This window comes from Rhodococcus sp. NPDC056506 (assembly GCF_042794945.1).
Lineage (GTDB): Bacteria > Actinomycetota > Actinomycetes > Mycobacteriales > Mycobacteriaceae > Rhodococcus_F.
Genome location: NZ_JBHTSW010000019.1, coordinates 1 through 16,962, shown reverse-complemented (window position 1 = coordinate 16,962; position 16,962 = coordinate 1). Strand labels below are relative to the sequence as shown.

Sequence of the window (16,962 nt, the reverse complement as noted above, 5' to 3'; positions counted from 1 at the left end):
AAAATCTTCATACCCCCTCCGGCGTGGGGGGGCCCCCCCGCCGGGGGGCCCCCCCCCCACTTCTCCTGCGCGCTTTCGGAGCAGTGCCGTCGAGACAACGGCAGCATCGTCTTTGTCGAAACCTTCGGGTAGTTCGCCGCCCGCCACCAGTGCGCGAATCAGCGCCTCTTGACGCTCACCGAGCGTGCTCATGTGCGTGACCAATCGGTGCCCGCGGTGATGCGATCCAGACCAGCTGCGTCGGCGATGGCATCGAGCTCGTCGAGCAATTCCAGTGCCGGCGGATAGTTGCCGTCTCGCTCGAGCATGATCGCGGGATGGTGACCGGCCGCGGTGAATTGCGCGAGTAGTTCCAGCACTGCTTCGGGTACCGGATCGGTGTGCGTGTCGTGGTATTTACCGTCGCTGAGACTGCCACCGGCGATGTGGCAGTAGGCGATTCGTTCGAGTGGCAGCCGGCTCAGCTCGGTCCACGGATCACGCCCGCGATTGAGAGCATTGGCGTAGACGTTCGCGATGTCGAGAACCAGCAGGGCTCCGGTGCGCTCGACGATCTCCGCGAGAAACTCCCCTTCGGTCAACTCGTCGTCCGGCCAGTCGAACAGAGCGGCAACGTTTTCGACGGCAAACGGCACCGGTAGACCGTCCTGAGTCCGGGTGATGTTGCGTACCAAGGCGTCGACGGCTTCGTAGGTGCGCGGCAGTGGGAGCAGGTGCCCGGCCTCGATGCCGCCCGCCCGCACGAATGCGATGTGCTCGCTCGCCAAGGGTGCGTCCAGTAGCTGGGCTGTATGCGCGAGGTGATCGACCCGAGCCTGATCTACCGCCTCGGCCCCACCAAGCGAGAGCGAGATGCCGTGAGGGATCACCGGAACTCCCAGCGAGCCGAGGTGCTGAGGTATCTCGTTTCCGATGGATTCGGCAATGACTTCGCAGAACGCCAGGCCGTCTAGTTGAGCGATGATTCCGGAGACCTCGGGGCGCCAACCGATTCCCAGGCCGTGCAGGGTCATTCGAGTCACCTCCCGTGTGCAACTGCTAACGGCGACTATAGACGGATCAGGCGGGCAGCCAGTTGGGTCCCGGTCCGTTGCCCTCCTCGAAGATCAGCCATGTTTTGGTCGAGAGAACCCCGTCGAGTCCCTGCAGTTGTTCCAGGACGGTGTGGCGTAGTTCCCGGTTGTCCGGGGCACGGACCAGCACCAGAACGTCGAAGTCGCCGCCGAGGAGGGAGAAGTGCTCGACAAACGGCAGGGCCTTCAAGGACGCCGCCAGACCCCGCCACGAGTGCTGCCTGATCGAGAGCGCCACGTATGCCGAGGAGCCGAGCCCGGCCTTCTCGTGGGCGATCCGCGTCGTGAATCCGGTGATGATTCCGGCGTCCTCGAGCCTTTCGATGCGGACGTAGGCGTGAGCGCGCGAAATGTGTGCCTTCTCGGCCAGCGCGCGCATGGAGATGCGACTGTCTGCGACCAGTTCGGCGATGATGCGGCGGTCGATCGCATCGAGAGTGTGCGGTTCGGTGGCCATCTGTCCATTCCTGCTTCGGTAGTCGAGTCGGTTGATGGACATATTGCTGCCCGAATCCTCATGATAAGCCGTTTGTCTTGAATCTTCGATGCCTTCTGCCATTACGTCGCCAAAGTGCGAATACTGATGGACACAACGTCTTCTGGAGGTAGAAGTGACACTTGTCGAGCCCTTGGGGGAACTGCGCTATCAAAAGTTCCTGCCGGCCGATTCCGCGGTGCAATACCTCGACCCTGCCGGAGAACTGACGCGCAGCGAGGCCCGCTACGCAAAACCGAGCGACGATCGCCTGATCGAGATGTATCGAAAGATGTTCCTGGGCAGACGCTTCGACCAGCAGGCGACGGCGCTGACCAAACAGGGGCGCCTGGCCGTGTATCCGTCCTCGCGTGGCCAGGAGGCATGTCAGATCGCAGCAGCGATGAGTCTGGAACCGCGTGACTGGCTCTTCCCCACCTACCGGGATTCGATGGCGTTGGCCGCCAGAGGTGTCGATCCGGTGCAGATTCTGAGCATGCTTGCCGGCGACTGGCATTGCGGGTACGACCCGGCCGCACTTCGCAGTGCACCGCAGTGCACCCCGCTGGCGACGCAATTGCTGCACGCAGCGGGAGTGGCCTACGGGGAGTCCCGCCGGGGCTTGAACACCGTCGCGCTGGCGCTCTGCGGTGACGGCGCCACCAGCGAGGGCGATTTTCACGAAGCACTGAATTTTGCCGCCGTTTTCAAGGCGCCGGTGATCTTTCTGGTGCAGAACAACGGATTTGCGATCAGCGTGCCACTGTCGCGCCAAAGTGCAGCACCGACGTTGGCGCACAAGGGCGTCGGCTACGGGATCGGTAGCGAGCAGGTCGACGGCAACGACCCCGTCGCGATGATGGCCGTCATGGACGAGGCAGCGCGCTTCGTCCGCAGTGGAAATGGACCGGTCATCGTCGAGGCACACACTTATCGCATCGACGCACATACCAATGCCGACGACGCCACCCGCTACCGCGACAGCGCGGAGGTTGAAGCCTGGCTTGGGCGAGACCCCTTGCCGCGACTCGAAAAGTATCTGCGCGCACACGATCTGATCGACGACGCATTCGTAGAATCGCTGTCTGCAGAGGCCGAGGCAGAGGCCGCCACGCTGCGCGCCGGCATGAATGTCGACCGCCCGCACGATCCGCTCGATCTGTTCCGGTACGTCTTCGCCGAGCAGACACCGCAGCTGCGTGAGCAACAAGCGCAACTCGAGACCGAACTTGCCGCCGAAGCCGCTGACACAGGGGGAAACTGACAATGCCCATGCTCACGATGGCTCAGGCTCTCAACACCGCACTACGGGACTCTCTGGCCGCGGACGACAACGTTGTCGTCTTCGGTGAGGACGTCGGCACGCTCGGTGGCGTCTTCCGCGTCACCGACGGCCTCACCCGCGACTTCGGCGACGACCGATGCTTCGACACTCCACTCGCCGAGTCCGGCATCATCGGATTCGCAATCGGTATGGCAATGGCCGGTTTTCGTCCGGTCGTGGAAATGCAGTTCGACGCGTTTGCCTACCCGGCATTCGAGCAGATCGCCTCCCACGTCGCGAAGATCCGCAACCGCACCAAAGGCGCGTTGTCGATCCCGATCGTCATCCGCGTTCCTTTTGCCGGCGGTATCGGCGGGGTAGAGCATCACTGTGATTCCAGCGAGGGCTACTACGCGCACACACCCGGCCTGAAGGTTGTGGCGCCGTCCACGGTCGAAGATGCGTACTCGCTGCTACGTTCGGCAATCGAGGACCCCGACCCCGTGATCTTCCTCGAGCCCAAGAAGCTGTACTTCGCGCGAGCAGATGTCGAACTGACCGCACGTGAGCCGATCGGGCGCGCCGTCGTCCGTCGCCCCGGTCGTGACGCGACGCTCATTGCCTACGGTCCGTCCGTGGACGTTGCACTGAAGTCCGCCGATGCCGCCGCGGCCGAGGGCCGCGACATCGAGGTGATCGACATCCGCTCGATAGTTCCGTTCGACGACGAAACGGTCACCGCGTCGGTGCGAAAGACCGGACGCTGCATCGTCATCCAGGAAGCGCAAGGTTTTGCCGGTGTGGGTGCGGAAATTGCTGCCCGAGTGCAGGAGCGGTGCTTCCACCATCTCCACGCCCCGGTACTCCGCGTCAGCGGATTCGACATCCCCTACCCCGCGCCCAAGCTCGAGCGTCACCACTTGCCCAGCGTCGACCGAGTCCTCGATACCGTCGACCGCCTGCAGTGGAACGACGCCCCGGACACCCGTTGGGCGGTGACGGCATGAGCAATCAGGTATTCATGCTCCCTGACCTGGGTGAAGGTCTGGCCGAGGCGGACATCGCGGAGTGGCATGTCAAGGTCGGCGACGTGGTCACCATCGATCAGATCGTCGTCGAGGTCGAGACTGCGAAAGCTGCTGTGGACGTGCCCATCCCGTTCGCCGGAACCGTGATCGAACTCCATGGCAAAGACGGCGACACCCTGAAGGTGGGTACGCCGCTGATCACTGTGAGTGGCAGCGAGAGTGCGGACGTGGTCGTCTCGGCCAATCACGAGCGCTACCGCGAGGAGGAACGCGCCGGTTCGGGCAACGTCCTGATTGGGTACGGCACGAGCGAGGATGCACCTCTGCGCCGCCGCAGAGCTGCTCCGTCGGTACGTGTGATCTCGCCGATCGTTCGTAAACTGGCCTCTGACAACAGTATCGACCTGGCTGCGATTTCCGGATCGGGCGCTGGCGGAGTCATCACGCGCGCCGACGTCGAGGCCGGGGCAAACTTCGGCCCGGAAACGGAAACGTCACACGCGAGCGACCAGAGAATCCCGATCAAGGGACTACGCAAGGTGGTTGCCGACAAGCTGTCCACCAGCCGCCGCGAGATCCCGGACGCAACAACCTGGGTCGACGTCGACGCCACCGAACTGTTCACGGCGCGTGTCGAGATCAACAAAGCACTGCCCGACTCCGACAAGATCAGCCTGATGGCACTGCTGGCTCGGCTGACCACCGCGGCGTTGGCGCAGTACCCCGAACTGAACTCGTCGGTCGACACTGCTCGAGGCGAGATCGTCCGACACCCCCACATTAACCTCGGAATCGCTGCACAGACGCCGAAGGGATTGATGGTCCCGGTTATTCGCAATGCTGATTCTTTGAGTACCGTCGCACTCGCACAAGCACTTCGGACGTCCACCGAACTCGCTCGCGACGGCAAACTCGAACCCGCCCGCCTGACCGGCGGTACCTTCACACTCAACAACTACGGAGTATTCGGCGTCGACGGATCGACTCCGATCATCAACCATCCCGAGGCGGCGATCCTCGGCATCGGACGCATCATCGACAAGCCGTGGGTGGTGAACGGCGAGTTGACCGTCCGTAAGGTTGCTCAGATCTCGTTGAGCTTCGACCACCGCGTCTGTGACGGGGGCGAAGCCGGCGGATTCCTGAGGCTCTTCGGTGACTACATCGAGAACCCGATCCGCGTCCTGGGAAGGCTCTGATGACAACTGCAGAACAGCACAGTGATGTCGTGATCCTCGGTGGAGGATCGGGCGGCTACGCCTGTGCCATCCGCGCCGCCCAACTCGGGTTGTCGGTCACGCTGATCGAGGCAGACAAGGTCGGCGGAACGTGCCTGCACCGCGGATGCATCCCGACCAAGGCACTGCTGCATTCCGCCGAGGTTGCCGACTCTGCACGCACCAGTGAGCAATTTGGTGTCCGGGCAACATTTGACGGCATCGACGTCGCGCAGGTGCACGACTACAAGAACGGGACAGTCGAGCGGCTGTACGGCGGCTTGAAAGGATTGCTGGCGCAACACAAGATCACCATCGTCAACGGATCCGGGACGTATGTCGGTGGGCGAAGCATCGACGTCGACGGAACCCGCTACACCGGAACGTCACTCGTTCTGGCTACCGGCTCGTATCCGTGGCGGCTCCCCGGCATCGAACTTGGCCGACGGATCCTCACCAGTGACCAGGCACTCGAACTCGACCAGGTGCCCACCAGCGCAACAGTGCTGGGCGGCGGTGTCATCGGCGTCGAGTTCGCAAGCCTCTGGCGCTCCTTCGGTGCCGAAGTGACCATCGTCGAGGCACTCCCCCGACTGATCGCCGCTGAGGATCCGTGGTCGTCGAAGCAACTCGAACGGGCCTATCGCAAACGCGGAATCGTCTGCAAGACAGGCACAAAGATGGTTTCCGCGAAAGAAGCAGCTGATTCGGTCCGCATCGAACTAGGCGACGGAACAATACTCGATACCGACGTATTGCTGGTCGCCGTCGGCCGCGGACCCCGCACGAGCGGTATCGGTTTCGCAGAAAACGGAATCAGTCTCGAGAATGAATTTGTCGTCGCCGACGAACGACTCCGTACGGCCGTGGACGGTGTGTACGCGGTCGGGGACATCGTGCCCGGTCTTGCATTGGCGCACCGCGGCTTCCAGCAGGGAATCTTTGTGGCCGAACAGATTGCCGGCAAGGATCCGATACCGGTCGCCGAACATCTGATTCCTCGCGTGACGTACTCACATCCGGAAGTTGCATCAGTCGGACTCGGCGAAGAGGCGGCGCGCACGCAGTACGGCGACATCTGCACCGTCGTCTACGACCTGGCGGGTAACGGCAAGAGTCAGATCCTGCGGACTACCGGAGGAATCAAGGTGATTCGCAGCGGAACGAAAGGCCCTGTCGTCGGGGTCCACTTGGTAGGACATCGCGTCGGCGAACTGATCGGTGAGGCGCAGTTGGCCGTTGCCTGGGAGGCACTTCCCGACGAAGTGGGGCGATTCATCCACGCACACCCCAGCCAGAACGAAGCGTTGGGCGAGGCCATGCTCGCACTCGCGGGAACACCACTGCACGCGCACAACTGACCCCGAGACTGGAAGAGGATTTGTTATGAGTATCGACGACGAACTGCGCTGGGACGGTGAACTGACCGTCACACGCCATGATCGGGAGACCGGCACGACTTTCGTGATTCGAATCGACTCCGCTCGCCTGGGACCGGCGTCGGGTGGCACGCGGGCCGCTCACTATCCCTCCATCGGTCACGCATTGGCGGACGCCGGGAAGCTCGCCGGCGCAATGACTTTGAAGATGGCGGTCTCCGATCTACCGATGGGAGGCGGGAAGTCGGTGATAGCACTACCTGCACCGCGCAATCAGATCGACCCCGCAACCTGGTCCCGTATCCTCGACATCCACGCCGAGAACATCGACAAGCTCGAAGGAAACTACTGGACCGGTCCTGACGTCAACACCAACTCGTCCGACATGGATCAGCTCAGCCGCACCACCAAATACGTCTTCGGGCGTTCGGTCGACAACGGTGGGGCCGGTTCCAGTGCGCACGCCACCGCTCTGGGCGTGTTCGAAGCGATGAAAGCCACGGCGCGTCGCCGCGGACTCGGAACACTCGACGGCCGAACGGTACTCGTGCAGGGACTCGGCGCCGTCGGCGGCGATGTTGCCCGCCTCGCGGCGCAGGCTGGGACACGTCTGCTCGTTGCCGATACGGACCCGCAGCGCCTCGAGGCGGCGTCGCTCGCGGGGCACACGGTCGTTCCTGCGGGCGAGGTACTCCGAACTCCGTGTGACCTCTTTGCTCCCTGCGCGATGGGAGGCATTATCGATTCCGCTGCTGCTGCGTCGATTCCGGCTCTCGCAGTGGCCGGCGCAGCGAACAACATCTTGGCCGATGCGGCTGCCGGCGAGGTTCTGCGAAGCCGCGGGGTTCTCTGTGCTCCTGATTTTGTGGCCAATGCGGGCGGGGCCTTTCACCTGGTGGGGCGAGAAGTCCTGGGTTGGAACGAAGACGACGTCGTGGAGCGAACCCGAGGGATCGGCCGGACGTTGGACGAGGTGTATTCATTGAGCGAGGAACGTGGCATCACTACCGAGGACGCCGCGCTCCTGCTCGCGCGTGCGCGGCTATCCCCCACACCCACCGCCGCCGCAACTGCTCCCACTGCCGCCACCGCCGTCCGAGCCGGATGAGCTGGAAGAGGAGCCACAACTGTAGTAGCTGGAACTGGCACCGCCCGGGCTATACGCGGCACCCGCAGCCACGGCCCCCGCGAGCGCCGGATCGATCAGGACCAGAGCGCCCGAACCGAAGAGCGCTGCCGAGAGTCCGGCGAGCGACGGACCGTAGCTGGTGTACGAGGGTCGCAGTTTCGGCGAGAGGTAGGAATTTTCGTGCTTGAGACGTCGAAGCTCGCTGTCGCCCAACGCCGTACGGCGACGCTTGATTCGTAGAAGCGGAATCATCAGCGCGAGAACGATGATGGTCAGGAGCAGAAACCCGACCGGCTTTCCGCCGGTGATCCCGGCGATGAGTCGGACAACGCCGAGAGCAATTATCGCCACGATCGGAACGGTCCGAAGGGCAGCAGTCAGACCGTCCTGCGGGCGCTGCAGGTAACCCTCGTCGATCAGCGTCGTACGTAGTTGTGCGAGTGCGATGTTCAGCCGCCCCATCAGACGCACTTGCCGCAGCGGGACCTTTCCGTTGCCGAGCCGCTTGTGCACTGTGCGGGTGAACCAGTCGAGACGACTCTTGTCCTCGGCAGTGAGCGCCAGCTTGGTCTTGCCTTCGGTGCTGATCAGCTCGGCGCTGCGCAGAATAGCCATCGACGCCAGCACCGCTTGGTAGTCACTGGTCAAAGCGCCGATCTCGGGAGGAGTGAGAGGTCGACGAACGGCGTCGACGACCACGGGTGACCGGCGCGCAGACATTCGGCTGTAGAGCGAGAGCCCGATCGCGACGGCGGCTGCCACCAGGTACCACTGAAGGAAGGTCTGGCTGGAAATTCCCCACGTATCCGTATGATTATGCATTGCACACCACCTCTCGATGAACTCCTGTGAAGAGATCCAGTCTCTTTGTCCGACAACTGATGTCAGTATCGGGCCAGTCCGGTGGAAAGCGATATCCGGATGGTCATCGTCACCATTCCGTTACCGGCGAACTGGGGATTTACCGGCCGGTAGGTCGGAGCACGATCTCCGTGGGGTGTGCGTCGGACGGTGTTTCGACGGCAGTGCGTACGGCTCGGGCCACGGTGGAGGCCTTCAGGAAGCGCTCCGGGTCGTACTCGTCGCCTTCACCGGCGACGATGTCGCGCTGCATATCGGTGTCGATCCGTCCGGGGTGAATGGAGGTGACTCGCAGTGACGGCTCTTCCAGGCGCAACGCATCTCCGAAGGCGCGCAGGGCGAACTTGCTGGCCGCATACGAGCCCCATCCGGCGTTGGCGCGAAGCCCGGCACCCGAATTGATCAGCACGACGTGACCTCCGGCTGCACGAAGCGCGGGCAGAAGTACGCGCGTGAGCTCGGCGACGGCGATGACGTTTGCCTCGAGGGTGCGTCGCCACTGATCGACCGAGGATTCCTCGATGGTTCCGATGTCGGCCACGCCGGCGTTGTGTACCAGCACGTCGAGCGTCGTGATGGAGGAGGCGGCGACTGCGACGGCGTCGTAGTCCGTGAGGTCGAGGGGCAGTGGCGTCGATCCAGGCAGTTCGGCGCAGATCGGCTCGAGGGCCTGCGCGGATCGTGCACCGAGCAGCAGGTCGTGTGTCGGCGCCAGTTCGCGTGCGATGGCAGCTCCGAGGCCGCGACTGGAACCGGTGATCAAGGCAGTAGGACGCATGGTCCGAGCCTATCGAGTGAGGAATGTTCGGCGAGACGAACTTGTGTATTTGTTTACCCACATATTAGAGTTTGAACATGACGACTCGCGACGCGAAGAATTTCCGCCGCCTGGGAATTGCTGCCCTCGCCGCCCTGCTTCTTTCCAGCTGTTCGGCAGTGAATTCCGCTTCCGACGACGACCGCCCGGTAGTGCTGACCACGTTCACCGTGCTCTCGGACATTGCCCAGAATGTCGCGGGCGATCATCTGCGCGTCGAGTCGATCACCAAGGCAGGAGCGGAAATTCACGGCTACGAGCCGACACCCGGGGACATTCGCCGCGCCAATGAGGCGGACCTGATCCTCGACAACGGCATGAACCTCGAGGCTTGGTTCGCCAAGTTCGTCAACGGACTGGATGTGCCACACGTCGTGGTCAGCGATGGCGTCGAAGGCATCCCGATCGCCGGTGATGCCTATGCGGGCAAGCCCAATCCGCATGCGTGGATGTCTCCACTGAATACGCAGATCTACGTCGACAACATGGTGACGGCGTTCAGTGACCTCGATCCGGACAATGCCGCGGCATTTGCGGAGAACGGCGCGAAGTACAAGGCGGAACTGCAAGCGGTGCAAGACGGCCTGGTCAGTGGCCTGGCGGCATTGCCCGCAGGTCAGCGCGCACTTGTCAGCTGCGAGGGTGCGTTCTCCTATCTGGCCAGGGATGCGGGACTCAGCGAGGCGTACATCTGGCCGGTCAACGCCGAGCAGCAGGCGACGCCGCAGCAGATCATCGCCGTAATCGACTTCGTCCGGGCCAACTCCGTTCCCGCCGTCTTCTGCGAGTCGACGGTCTCGGATGCGCCCATGCAGCAAGTCGTCGGGGCGACCGGCGCGAAGTTCGGCGGAACGCTGTACGTCGATTCGCTGTCCGAAGCCGACGGTCCCGTGCCCACCTACCTGGACATGATTCGCCACGATACCGACGTCATCCTCGGCGGTCTGACCGGCGGTAAATCATGAACGAAGCCATTCGCGTCGAAAACGTCAGCGTTCACTACGGCGAGGTCCACGCACTGGACCACGTCGATCTGACGTTGAACTCGGGTAGCGTCTGCGGACTGATCGGCATGAACGGTTCAGGCAAATCCACCCTGTTCAAGGTCATCATGGGAATGATCAAGCCGGACAACGGCTCTGTGAGAATCGCCGGCCTCGACGCAGCCACTGCGCGGAAGAGCGGCCGCGTCGGATATGTGCCGCAGAGTGAAGACGTCGACTGGACCTTCCCGATCAGCGTGCGTGACGTCGTGATGATGGGCAGATACGGCCATCTCGGGTTCTTGCGGCGTCCGCGGCGCGCAGATCGCGAGGCGGTGGCCGAGGCGCTCGAGCGGGTGGAACTCACCGAATTCGCGGATCGCCAGATCGGACAGCTCTCGGGTGGTCAGAAGAAGCGCGCGTTCGTGGCACGCGGCATTGCGCAGGATGCATCGATACTGTTGCTGGACGAGCCGTTTGCGGGCGTCGACAAGCGCTCCGAGGCAACGATATCGACGCTGCTACGAGAGTTGGCTTCCGACGGTCGGTCGATCTTGGTCTCGACCCACGATCTCCACGCGGTGCCGAAACTTTGCGACGAGGCAGTTCTGCTCATGCGCAAGGTCCTGGTGCATTCCGACCCGGACACCGTGCTTCAACCGGAAAACCTCGCCCTGGCTTTCGGTCTCGACGTGATGGACAGGACCTGATCGATGAACATCGTAGAACTGCTCCTCGATCCTCTCCAGTACGGATTCATGGTGCGCGCGTTGGCCGTTGCGGTTGTGGCGGCGGTTGTCTGCGCGGTGCTCAGTTGCTGGTTGGTGCTCATCGGGTGGTCGCTGATGGGTGATGCCGTCTCACACGCCGTACTGCCCGGTGTCGTCCTGGCTTACGTCGTCGGCGCTCCATTTGCCATCGGGGCCTTGATCTTCGGGTTGATCGCCGTCGCCCTGATCGGGCTGATCCGTAACACCAGTCGCGTCAAGGAGGACGCCGCGATCGGAATCGTCTTCACGACTCTCTTCGCGTTCGGTTTGGTTCTCATCTCGGTGACCCCCAGCCAAACCGATCTCAATCACATCATCTTCGGCAACCTGCTGGGTGTGAGCTCGTCCGATCTTCTGCAGGTCGCGATACTCGGCGCGTTGGCGCTGGGCATTCTGTTGATCAAGCGGCGCGATCTGACGTTGTTCGCCTTCGACCCGGTCCATGCCAACGCGATAGGTCTCTCCCCCAAACGCCTCGGCGCCCTGCTCCTCGGAGTGCTTGCACTCACGTCGGTAGTGGCGCTGCAAGCTGTCGGAGTTGTGCTGGTGGTGGCGATGCTGATCATCCCCGGGGCGACGGCCTACCTTCTCACCGACAAGTTCTCACGGATGCTGGTGATAGCTCCCGTCGTCTCCGCACTATGCGCGATTACCGGTATCTACGTCAGCTACTACCTCGACACGGCTTCCGGTGGCATGGTCGTGATGACACAGGGCATCGTGTTCGCCCTGGTGTACCTGTTCAGCCCGTCGCAAGGGGTCATCGCGAAATGGACTTCGCAGCGGCGTAGGGCCCGGGTGGAATACAGCGCCGTGGCGTAGTGAGCGATCTTGATCGTTCGTCCAGTTAACAATCCGCTACCAAATCGGGTAGGTTCGTACGGGCATTCGTCACCACGAACATTTCGGCCGCAACGATGGCGGCCGCAAGGCAATCGGTGGTGACGCCTTGAACACCGATGGGTTCTTCGATGACGCAGTTCCGAGCACGACGCACGTGGCTGGTTCTCGGCGTCGTTGTCGCGGTCATCGCCCTCGCCGGATCCGGGCTGCTCAGCCCACGAGCTTCGGTTCTGGTGGACGATATCGCCCAGCTCGTCGGCGGTGCCATCGCGACTGCGGTCTGTTGGTGGACATCGCGGCGCCATCACGGCGTCGAGCGTCGTTGGCGAATTCTGATGGCTCTCGGTATGGCCGGCTGGACTCTCGGGATGTTCTTCTGGGCGTTCTACCGCTCGGTTCTGCACGTTCCCCTTCCGTCGCCGTCGGTTGCGGACATCGGTTTCTTCATGTTCCCGGTGTTTGCCGTGCCGGCGCTTCTGTCGTTGGTGCGCCAGTCGCCCCGACGTGAGGCGATCGGTCCGATCCACCTCTGGATGGTGCTGACGCTCGACGGTCTGGTCGTGGTCGGTGGATTGTTCATCCTCACGTGGACGACTGCCCTCGGCGCCGTCGTGCACACCGGTCCGACTGGCTCTCTCGGGTTTCTCGTCGCGGTGATGTATCCGATCACCGACTTCGTTCTGATCGCGATGGTCTTGCTGATGGTCATCGGACCGAAGGCCGTAGCCGAGATCCGTGAACCGCTGACGTTCCTCGGGTGCGGGTTGGTGATGCTCTCCCTTTCGGACAGCCTGTACGCGTACTTGGTGGCGATCGGCGCCGAGAGTATGCCGACAATCGCCGACGCGGGGTTCATCGCCGGCCCGCCGTTGATCGCGCTGGCGGCGTTGACCGAACGAGCTGAGCCACGGTCGCGCACAGCTCAACAACACTGGCGAAGTGATCGGACTCAATTGCTGCTGCCGTACCTGTTGATCGCGGTCATCGCGACGATCGTGACGGTTCAGGCCCTCATCGTCGGCAACCTCGATGCCGTGGTCGTGATACTCGGCGTCGTGGTGCTGGTTCTCGCGCTGGTGCGCCAAATACTCACGCTCCTCGAGAACGACGCGCTCCTCCAACAGATCTCCGCTGCCCAGGACGAGCTCCGGTACCGAGCACATCACGACCCACTCACCGAACTCGCCAACCGGGCCGCGTTCGACGAGCACTTCGCAAGTGCCATCGACGACTACCGCCATACGAAGTCCGAACGGGTGCTGATGCTTGTCGACCTGGACGATTTCAAGCAGGTCAACGATCAGTACGGGCATCCAGCCGGTGATCGTTTACTGGTTGCCCTCACAGCACGTCTGCGCGAAGCGGTTCCCGAGAGTGCGTTTGTCGCTCGATTCGGGGGCGACGAGTTCACAGTGCTCCTGCAGGGCCCGATCGACGAAGCTGTCGTCGTAGCTCGAAGGATCGTCGACGCTCTCAGTAGTGATGGGATTGCAGGCGACATTTCGGTATCGGTAGGCGCGAGCGTCGGTGTCGCGTCGTTCGGGGCCGCGCAGTTCGGGTCCGGGGACGAACCACTCAGTGCGCACACTCTTCTTCGCCAGGCCGATGCGGCGATGTACGACGCGAAGAGAAGTGGAAAGGGCGCTGTCGTTGTCTACCGCGATCGTCTTTCGCGACCGCCGTCTACCGCGATCGCCGCAAAGACTAGCGCCGTAGGAGTGCGAAAATCGTTGCCGGTGAACCCGATCCGGCCTTGTTGATCGCGCCACCGACAAGGATGCTCGCCCCGGTGGTTGGGAGGGCGGCAAGATTGTTCAGATTCTCCAGGCTGATTCGATGCTTGTCGTACAGGAGCGTCGAGACGGGGTAGGTCTCGTCGTTTCCGAGGTCGGGACCGAACGTGTCGGTTCCCAATGCTCCGCGGGTGCCCAGACGCCCGGTGTCGATCAGCCACTGCGCCGCGTCCACCGAGAAGCCGGGTTGGTGGGTGACGCCCTCCGCATCGGTGTTGGCATATTCTTCGCTACCCCAGCGCGATTCCCATCCGGTCCAGAGAACTACGGCCGCTCCATCGGGGATCTTGCCGTTGCGCGTCTCCCACTCCTGAATGTCCGCGACGGTGAGCGCATAGTCCGAATCGGCGGCAGCCTTGTCTCGGATGTCGATCTTCACCGCGGGCAGGAAGAGGTCGGCCGGATCGAGTTGGTCGGCTGTGAGGCCGCCTTCCTGGAAGTGCGCCGGCGCGCCCCAATGTGTGCCCGTGTGTTCGCCCTCCTTGACGTACTGAAGGTAGTAGCCGTCGTCTGCGATGGTTGCCGCTGTGTCGAGAGTGAACTCGGGATCGCCGGGAAACACCGGCGTCGTCGCGGGGTCGTTCACGTGCGAGAGCGAAACGACTGACGACAGCTCGTCCGGCGTTGCCGCGTCTTGGCTGCTTCCGGAACTGCTACCCATGTCGATCACCTGAGGTCCCGCTACCAGCGCCAGACCTGTGGCTGCGCGCTGAAGTAACTGCCGTCGTTTCATCGATCCCCCACCATTTTGTCCGAATTGAGAGTGTTGCAATCACTTTCGCTCCTTGAACACTAGGGCAGAACCTTAGGCTGCCGCCGACCATGACGACCACTTCACATCGCGGACAGCTATCACCTGTCCGTGCGGTCGGTGATCTTCGTACTGCGGATACTTCGTGGCCAAGGCATCGATTGCGCTCTCGGACTCCTCAGTGCCGGGTTCGAGAACCTCCGCGTGTCCGTCGACGCGGACCCACCAGAGTGCGGACCAGTTGTCGTCGTAATGATCGACCAGAAGGCTTGCGCGCCCCGTCTCGGTGATGTTCCGGAGCCTGCGAAGCGCGGTGGTGGTTTTCGGTTTGTGGTCGACGCAGGAATAGACAGTTTCGCCGACCAGGGCGAATACCAGCGGCACGATGTGCGGAACGCCGGCCGCATCGGCCGTTGCCAGGTGAGCCACCCGCGCGGCTTCAAATCGTGCTCTCGGGTCGTCCATATTCACAGCGTAAGTGGATCAAGGGTTGCCGCAAGCCGCTGCTGACGGAACAGTGGTCTCATGGAACCGGATGAAGCGCTTCGGGAGATCGCCTACTGGCTCGAACGATCACGCGCCGAAACGCACCGCGTCAAGGCCTATCGCCGAGCCGCGGAGGTCTTCGCAGGATTGTCCGACGAGCAGAAGGAGTCTCGCCGTAAAGCCGACAGTTGGAAGGCTCTCACCGGCATCGGCCCCAAAACTGCAACGATCATCGCCCAGTCGTACGACGGCGTCCCCGAATATCTCGCAGAATTGCGCGAGCAGGCCGAGCCCATCGGAGACGGCCCGTTGCGCCAAGCCCTGCGCGGCGATCTCCACACACACTCCGACTGGTCCGACGGCGGAAGCCCCATCGAAGAGATGATGCGACGCGCAGCAGCACTTGGCCACGATTACTGCGCTCTCACCGACCATTCGCCTCGCCTCACTGTTGCCAACGGGCTGTCCGCGGAGCGTCTACGTTCTCAACTCGACGTCATATCCGGGTTGAATGCCGAACTGGCGCCCTTCCGCATCCTCACGGGAATCGAGGTGGACATCCTCGAAGACGGTTCACTGGATCAGGATCCAGATCTACTCGACGAACTCGACATCGTGGTGGCGAGCGTGCACTCCAAGCTGCGGTCCGAGAGCGAAGCGATGACCCGCAGAATGCTTGCTGCAGTGCGGAACCCGCGTGTCGATATTCTCGGACACTGCACCGGACGTCTCGTCGAGGGTGCTCGCGGAACCCGTCCCGAGTCGCAGTTTGATGCGGAGAAAGTGTTCGAGGCCTGCCGAGAATCAGGCACCGCCGTCGAGATCAACTCCCGACCGGAGCGTCGTGACCCGCCATCGCGTTTGATCGAGTTGGCCCGCGATCTGGATTGTCTTTTCTCCATCGACACCGACGCCCATGCTCCTGGTCAGCTGGCCTGGCAGGGCTACGGCTGTGACCGGGCCGAAAAGTGCGGCGTCGAAGCGGATCGAGTGATCAATACCTGGACCGCCGAAAACCTTCTGGAGTGGGCGGGCAATTGAGATCACAGGCAAGTGAGTGCACTCCGAGCACGCCGGAATGGGTCACCGAGGCGTTTGCTCGGTGACCTCCGGGTTCAGAGTCGTGTGGTGGAGCGGCGGGGTTTCTGGTCGGGGTCGATGCCGGGTGGTGGGATGAACCAGGGCAGGTGATCGGTGCCCATCCGGATTTCCCATTGCCCGGTGAATCCGGGTTTTCGGTGCATCAGGGTGTGGTGGGATCGGCAGAGTAGGACCAGGTTGTCCATGACGGTTGGTCCTCCTTTGGCCCAGTGTTTGATGTGGTGCGCGTCGGTCCAGGCGGGGACGCAGTCGCAGCCGGGGAAGGCGCACCCTTTGTCTCGGGCGATCAGTGCGGTGCGTTGCGCCGCGGTGACAAGCCTTTTCAGTGGGCTGGCGTCGAGTGGGGCACCGTTCTCGTCGAGGAGGACGCTAGAGAGCATGCAGTCGCAGGCGATCATGCGGGTGCGGCCGACGCTCAGCGGTCCCATCCAGGGCATGTGCCCGACATCGAGATCTTGCATGCCAAGATCCGGCCTGTCGAGATCCGGCATGCCAAGGTCCAGGGTGTCGAGGTCGTCACCGTCGGATAGGTCGGGTGTCGAGGCATCACCTGTTGAGTGGCCTGTGGTGGAGGCGCATTCACGATGGAGCGCTAAATCTTTGGCGTTGATGTGCACGTTCAGGTGTGGGCGTTGGCCGCCGTCGATGCCGGTGGCCGCGTTGTCGAGGTAGCGCCGGATGAGTTCTGCCATGGCGTCGGCGTTGCGTGTGGCGGCGGATCGTTTGTCGGGTGTGCCGTCCTCGGCGGGGGTAGGCATCGAGAGGCTGGAGAGGGCTGAGAGAAGCATTTCGCCGGTTACACCGTCGAAATCGCCTCGGACGGCGACTCTTCCGTTGAGGGTGGGGGAGATGCGGAGTTCGTTGCGGTCGGTGTCTTCGCTTGGTGGTGGGTCGTCGGATTCGAACATGTGCTCGAGGACGCTGATGGCGTAGCGCAGTTTGACGGTGGTTGCTTCGGTTCCGGATGCTGCGGCGAGGAGTGTGTCGCGGCA

Annotated in this window: 17 protein-coding genes; 10 read left to right on the top strand and 7 right to left on the bottom strand. The window is 62.8% G+C overall.

Annotation, left to right across the window (positions count from 1 at the left end; translation table 11 throughout):
- Positions 1-188: 188 nt before the first annotated feature.
- Positions 189-1,013, bottom strand: coding sequence for a DUF692 domain-containing protein (locus tag ACFQ6H_RS16715; protein ID WP_378541239.1), 825 nt, complete (start codon positions 1,011-1,013; stop codon positions 189-191).
- Positions 1,014-1,059: 46 nt separating this feature from the next.
- Positions 1,060-1,530, bottom strand: a complete 471-nt coding sequence (locus ACFQ6H_RS16710; RefSeq protein WP_378445192.1) for an Lrp/AsnC family transcriptional regulator — start codon at positions 1,528-1,530, stop codon at positions 1,060-1,062.
- Between the two features lie 154 nt (positions 1,531-1,684).
- Here ACFQ6H_RS16710 and pdhA point away from each other — a divergent pair, with 154 nt between their 5' ends.
- The 5 genes from pdhA to ACFQ6H_RS16685 are packed head-to-tail and all read left to right on the top strand — an operon-like array spanning position 1,685 to position 7,544.
- Positions 1,685-2,812, top strand: a complete 1,128-nt coding sequence (gene pdhA / locus ACFQ6H_RS16705; protein WP_378541241.1) for a pyruvate dehydrogenase (acetyl-transferring) E1 component subunit alpha — start codon at positions 1,685-1,687, stop codon at positions 2,810-2,812.
- A 2-nt stretch (positions 2,813-2,814) separates the two neighbouring features.
- The gene (locus ACFQ6H_RS16700; RefSeq protein ID WP_378647344.1) at positions 2,815-3,819 is read left to right on the top strand and encodes an alpha-ketoacid dehydrogenase subunit beta; all 1,005 of its coding nucleotides are present in this window, start codon (positions 2,815-2,817) and stop codon (positions 3,817-3,819) included.
- Positions 3,816-5,039 (top strand): dihydrolipoamide acetyltransferase family protein, encoded by a 1,224-nt coding sequence (locus tag ACFQ6H_RS16695; protein WP_378647343.1) that lies wholly within the window; start codon positions 3,816-3,818, stop codon positions 5,037-5,039. The genes ACFQ6H_RS16700 and ACFQ6H_RS16695 overlap by 4 nt, the downstream gene beginning before the upstream one ends.
- On the top strand, positions 5,039-6,418 hold the full coding sequence (lpdA, locus tag ACFQ6H_RS16690; RefSeq protein ID WP_378647341.1) for a dihydrolipoyl dehydrogenase: 1,380 nt from the start codon (positions 5,039-5,041) through the stop codon (positions 6,416-6,418). The genes ACFQ6H_RS16695 and lpdA overlap by 1 nt, the downstream gene beginning before the upstream one ends.
- A gap of 25 nt (positions 6,419-6,443) precedes the next feature.
- Positions 6,444-7,544: a Glu/Leu/Phe/Val dehydrogenase dimerization domain-containing protein gene (locus tag ACFQ6H_RS16685; protein ID WP_378647339.1), complete on the top strand. Its 1,101-nt coding sequence runs from the start codon at positions 6,444-6,446 to the stop codon at positions 7,542-7,544.
- Here ACFQ6H_RS16685 and ACFQ6H_RS16680 read toward each other — a convergent pair.
- Both ACFQ6H_RS16680 and ACFQ6H_RS16675 read right to left on the bottom strand, forming a co-directional pair.
- Positions 7,479-8,387, bottom strand: coding sequence for a TIGR04222 domain-containing membrane protein (locus tag ACFQ6H_RS16680; protein ID WP_378647337.1), 909 nt, complete (start codon positions 8,385-8,387; stop codon positions 7,479-7,481). The genes ACFQ6H_RS16685 and ACFQ6H_RS16680 overlap by 66 nt on opposite strands.
- Positions 8,388-8,526: 139 nt before the next feature.
- The gene (locus ACFQ6H_RS16675) at positions 8,527-9,204 is read right to left on the bottom strand and encodes an SDR family oxidoreductase (protein WP_378541253.1); all 678 of its coding nucleotides are present in this window, start codon (positions 9,202-9,204) and stop codon (positions 8,527-8,529) included.
- 77 nt (positions 9,205-9,281) lie between these two features.
- Here ACFQ6H_RS16675 and ACFQ6H_RS16670 point away from each other — a divergent pair, with 77 nt between their 5' ends.
- The 4 genes from ACFQ6H_RS16670 (at position 9,282) to ACFQ6H_RS16655 (ending at position 13,599) form a co-directional block, all read left to right on the top strand.
- Positions 9,282-10,208, top strand: a complete 927-nt coding sequence (locus tag ACFQ6H_RS16670; RefSeq protein ID WP_378647335.1) for a metal ABC transporter substrate-binding protein — start codon at positions 9,282-9,284, stop codon at positions 10,206-10,208.
- Positions 10,205-10,936, top strand: coding sequence for a metal ABC transporter ATP-binding protein (locus ACFQ6H_RS16665; RefSeq protein ID WP_003942501.1), 732 nt, complete (start codon positions 10,205-10,207; stop codon positions 10,934-10,936). The genes ACFQ6H_RS16670 and ACFQ6H_RS16665 overlap by 4 nt, the downstream gene beginning before the upstream one ends.
- 3 nt (positions 10,937-10,939) lie before the next feature.
- Positions 10,940-11,818: a metal ABC transporter permease gene (locus ACFQ6H_RS16660; protein WP_378647333.1), complete on the top strand. Its 879-nt coding sequence runs from the start codon at positions 10,940-10,942 to the stop codon at positions 11,816-11,818.
- Positions 11,819-11,967: 149 nt separating this feature from the next.
- Complete coding sequence (locus ACFQ6H_RS16655; RefSeq protein WP_378647331.1) at positions 11,968-13,599, top strand: diguanylate cyclase; 1,632 nt, start codon at positions 11,968-11,970, stop codon at positions 13,597-13,599.
- Here the strand turns inward: ACFQ6H_RS16655 and ACFQ6H_RS16650 are convergent.
- The gene (locus ACFQ6H_RS16650) at positions 13,544-14,293 is read right to left on the bottom strand and encodes a cyclase family protein (protein WP_378647442.1); all 750 of its coding nucleotides are present in this window, start codon (positions 14,291-14,293) and stop codon (positions 13,544-13,546) included. The genes ACFQ6H_RS16655 and ACFQ6H_RS16650 overlap by 56 nt on opposite strands.
- A 144-nt stretch (positions 14,294-14,437) precedes the next feature.
- Positions 14,438-14,848: a TIGR03668 family PPOX class F420-dependent oxidoreductase gene (locus tag ACFQ6H_RS16645; RefSeq protein ID WP_378647329.1), complete on the bottom strand. Its 411-nt coding sequence runs from the start codon at positions 14,846-14,848 to the stop codon at positions 14,438-14,440.
- 60 nt (positions 14,849-14,908) lie between these two features.
- Between ACFQ6H_RS16645 and ACFQ6H_RS16640 the strand changes: the two genes are divergently transcribed.
- Complete coding sequence (locus tag ACFQ6H_RS16640; protein ID WP_378647327.1) at positions 14,909-15,910, top strand: PHP domain-containing protein; 1,002 nt, start codon at positions 14,909-14,911, stop codon at positions 15,908-15,910.
- 74 nt (positions 15,911-15,984) lie between these two features.
- Here the strand turns inward: ACFQ6H_RS16640 and ACFQ6H_RS16635 are convergent.
- Positions 15,985-16,962: DUF222 domain-containing protein (locus ACFQ6H_RS16635; RefSeq protein ID WP_378647326.1), on the bottom strand; the 978-nt coding region annotated here is incomplete at its 5' end.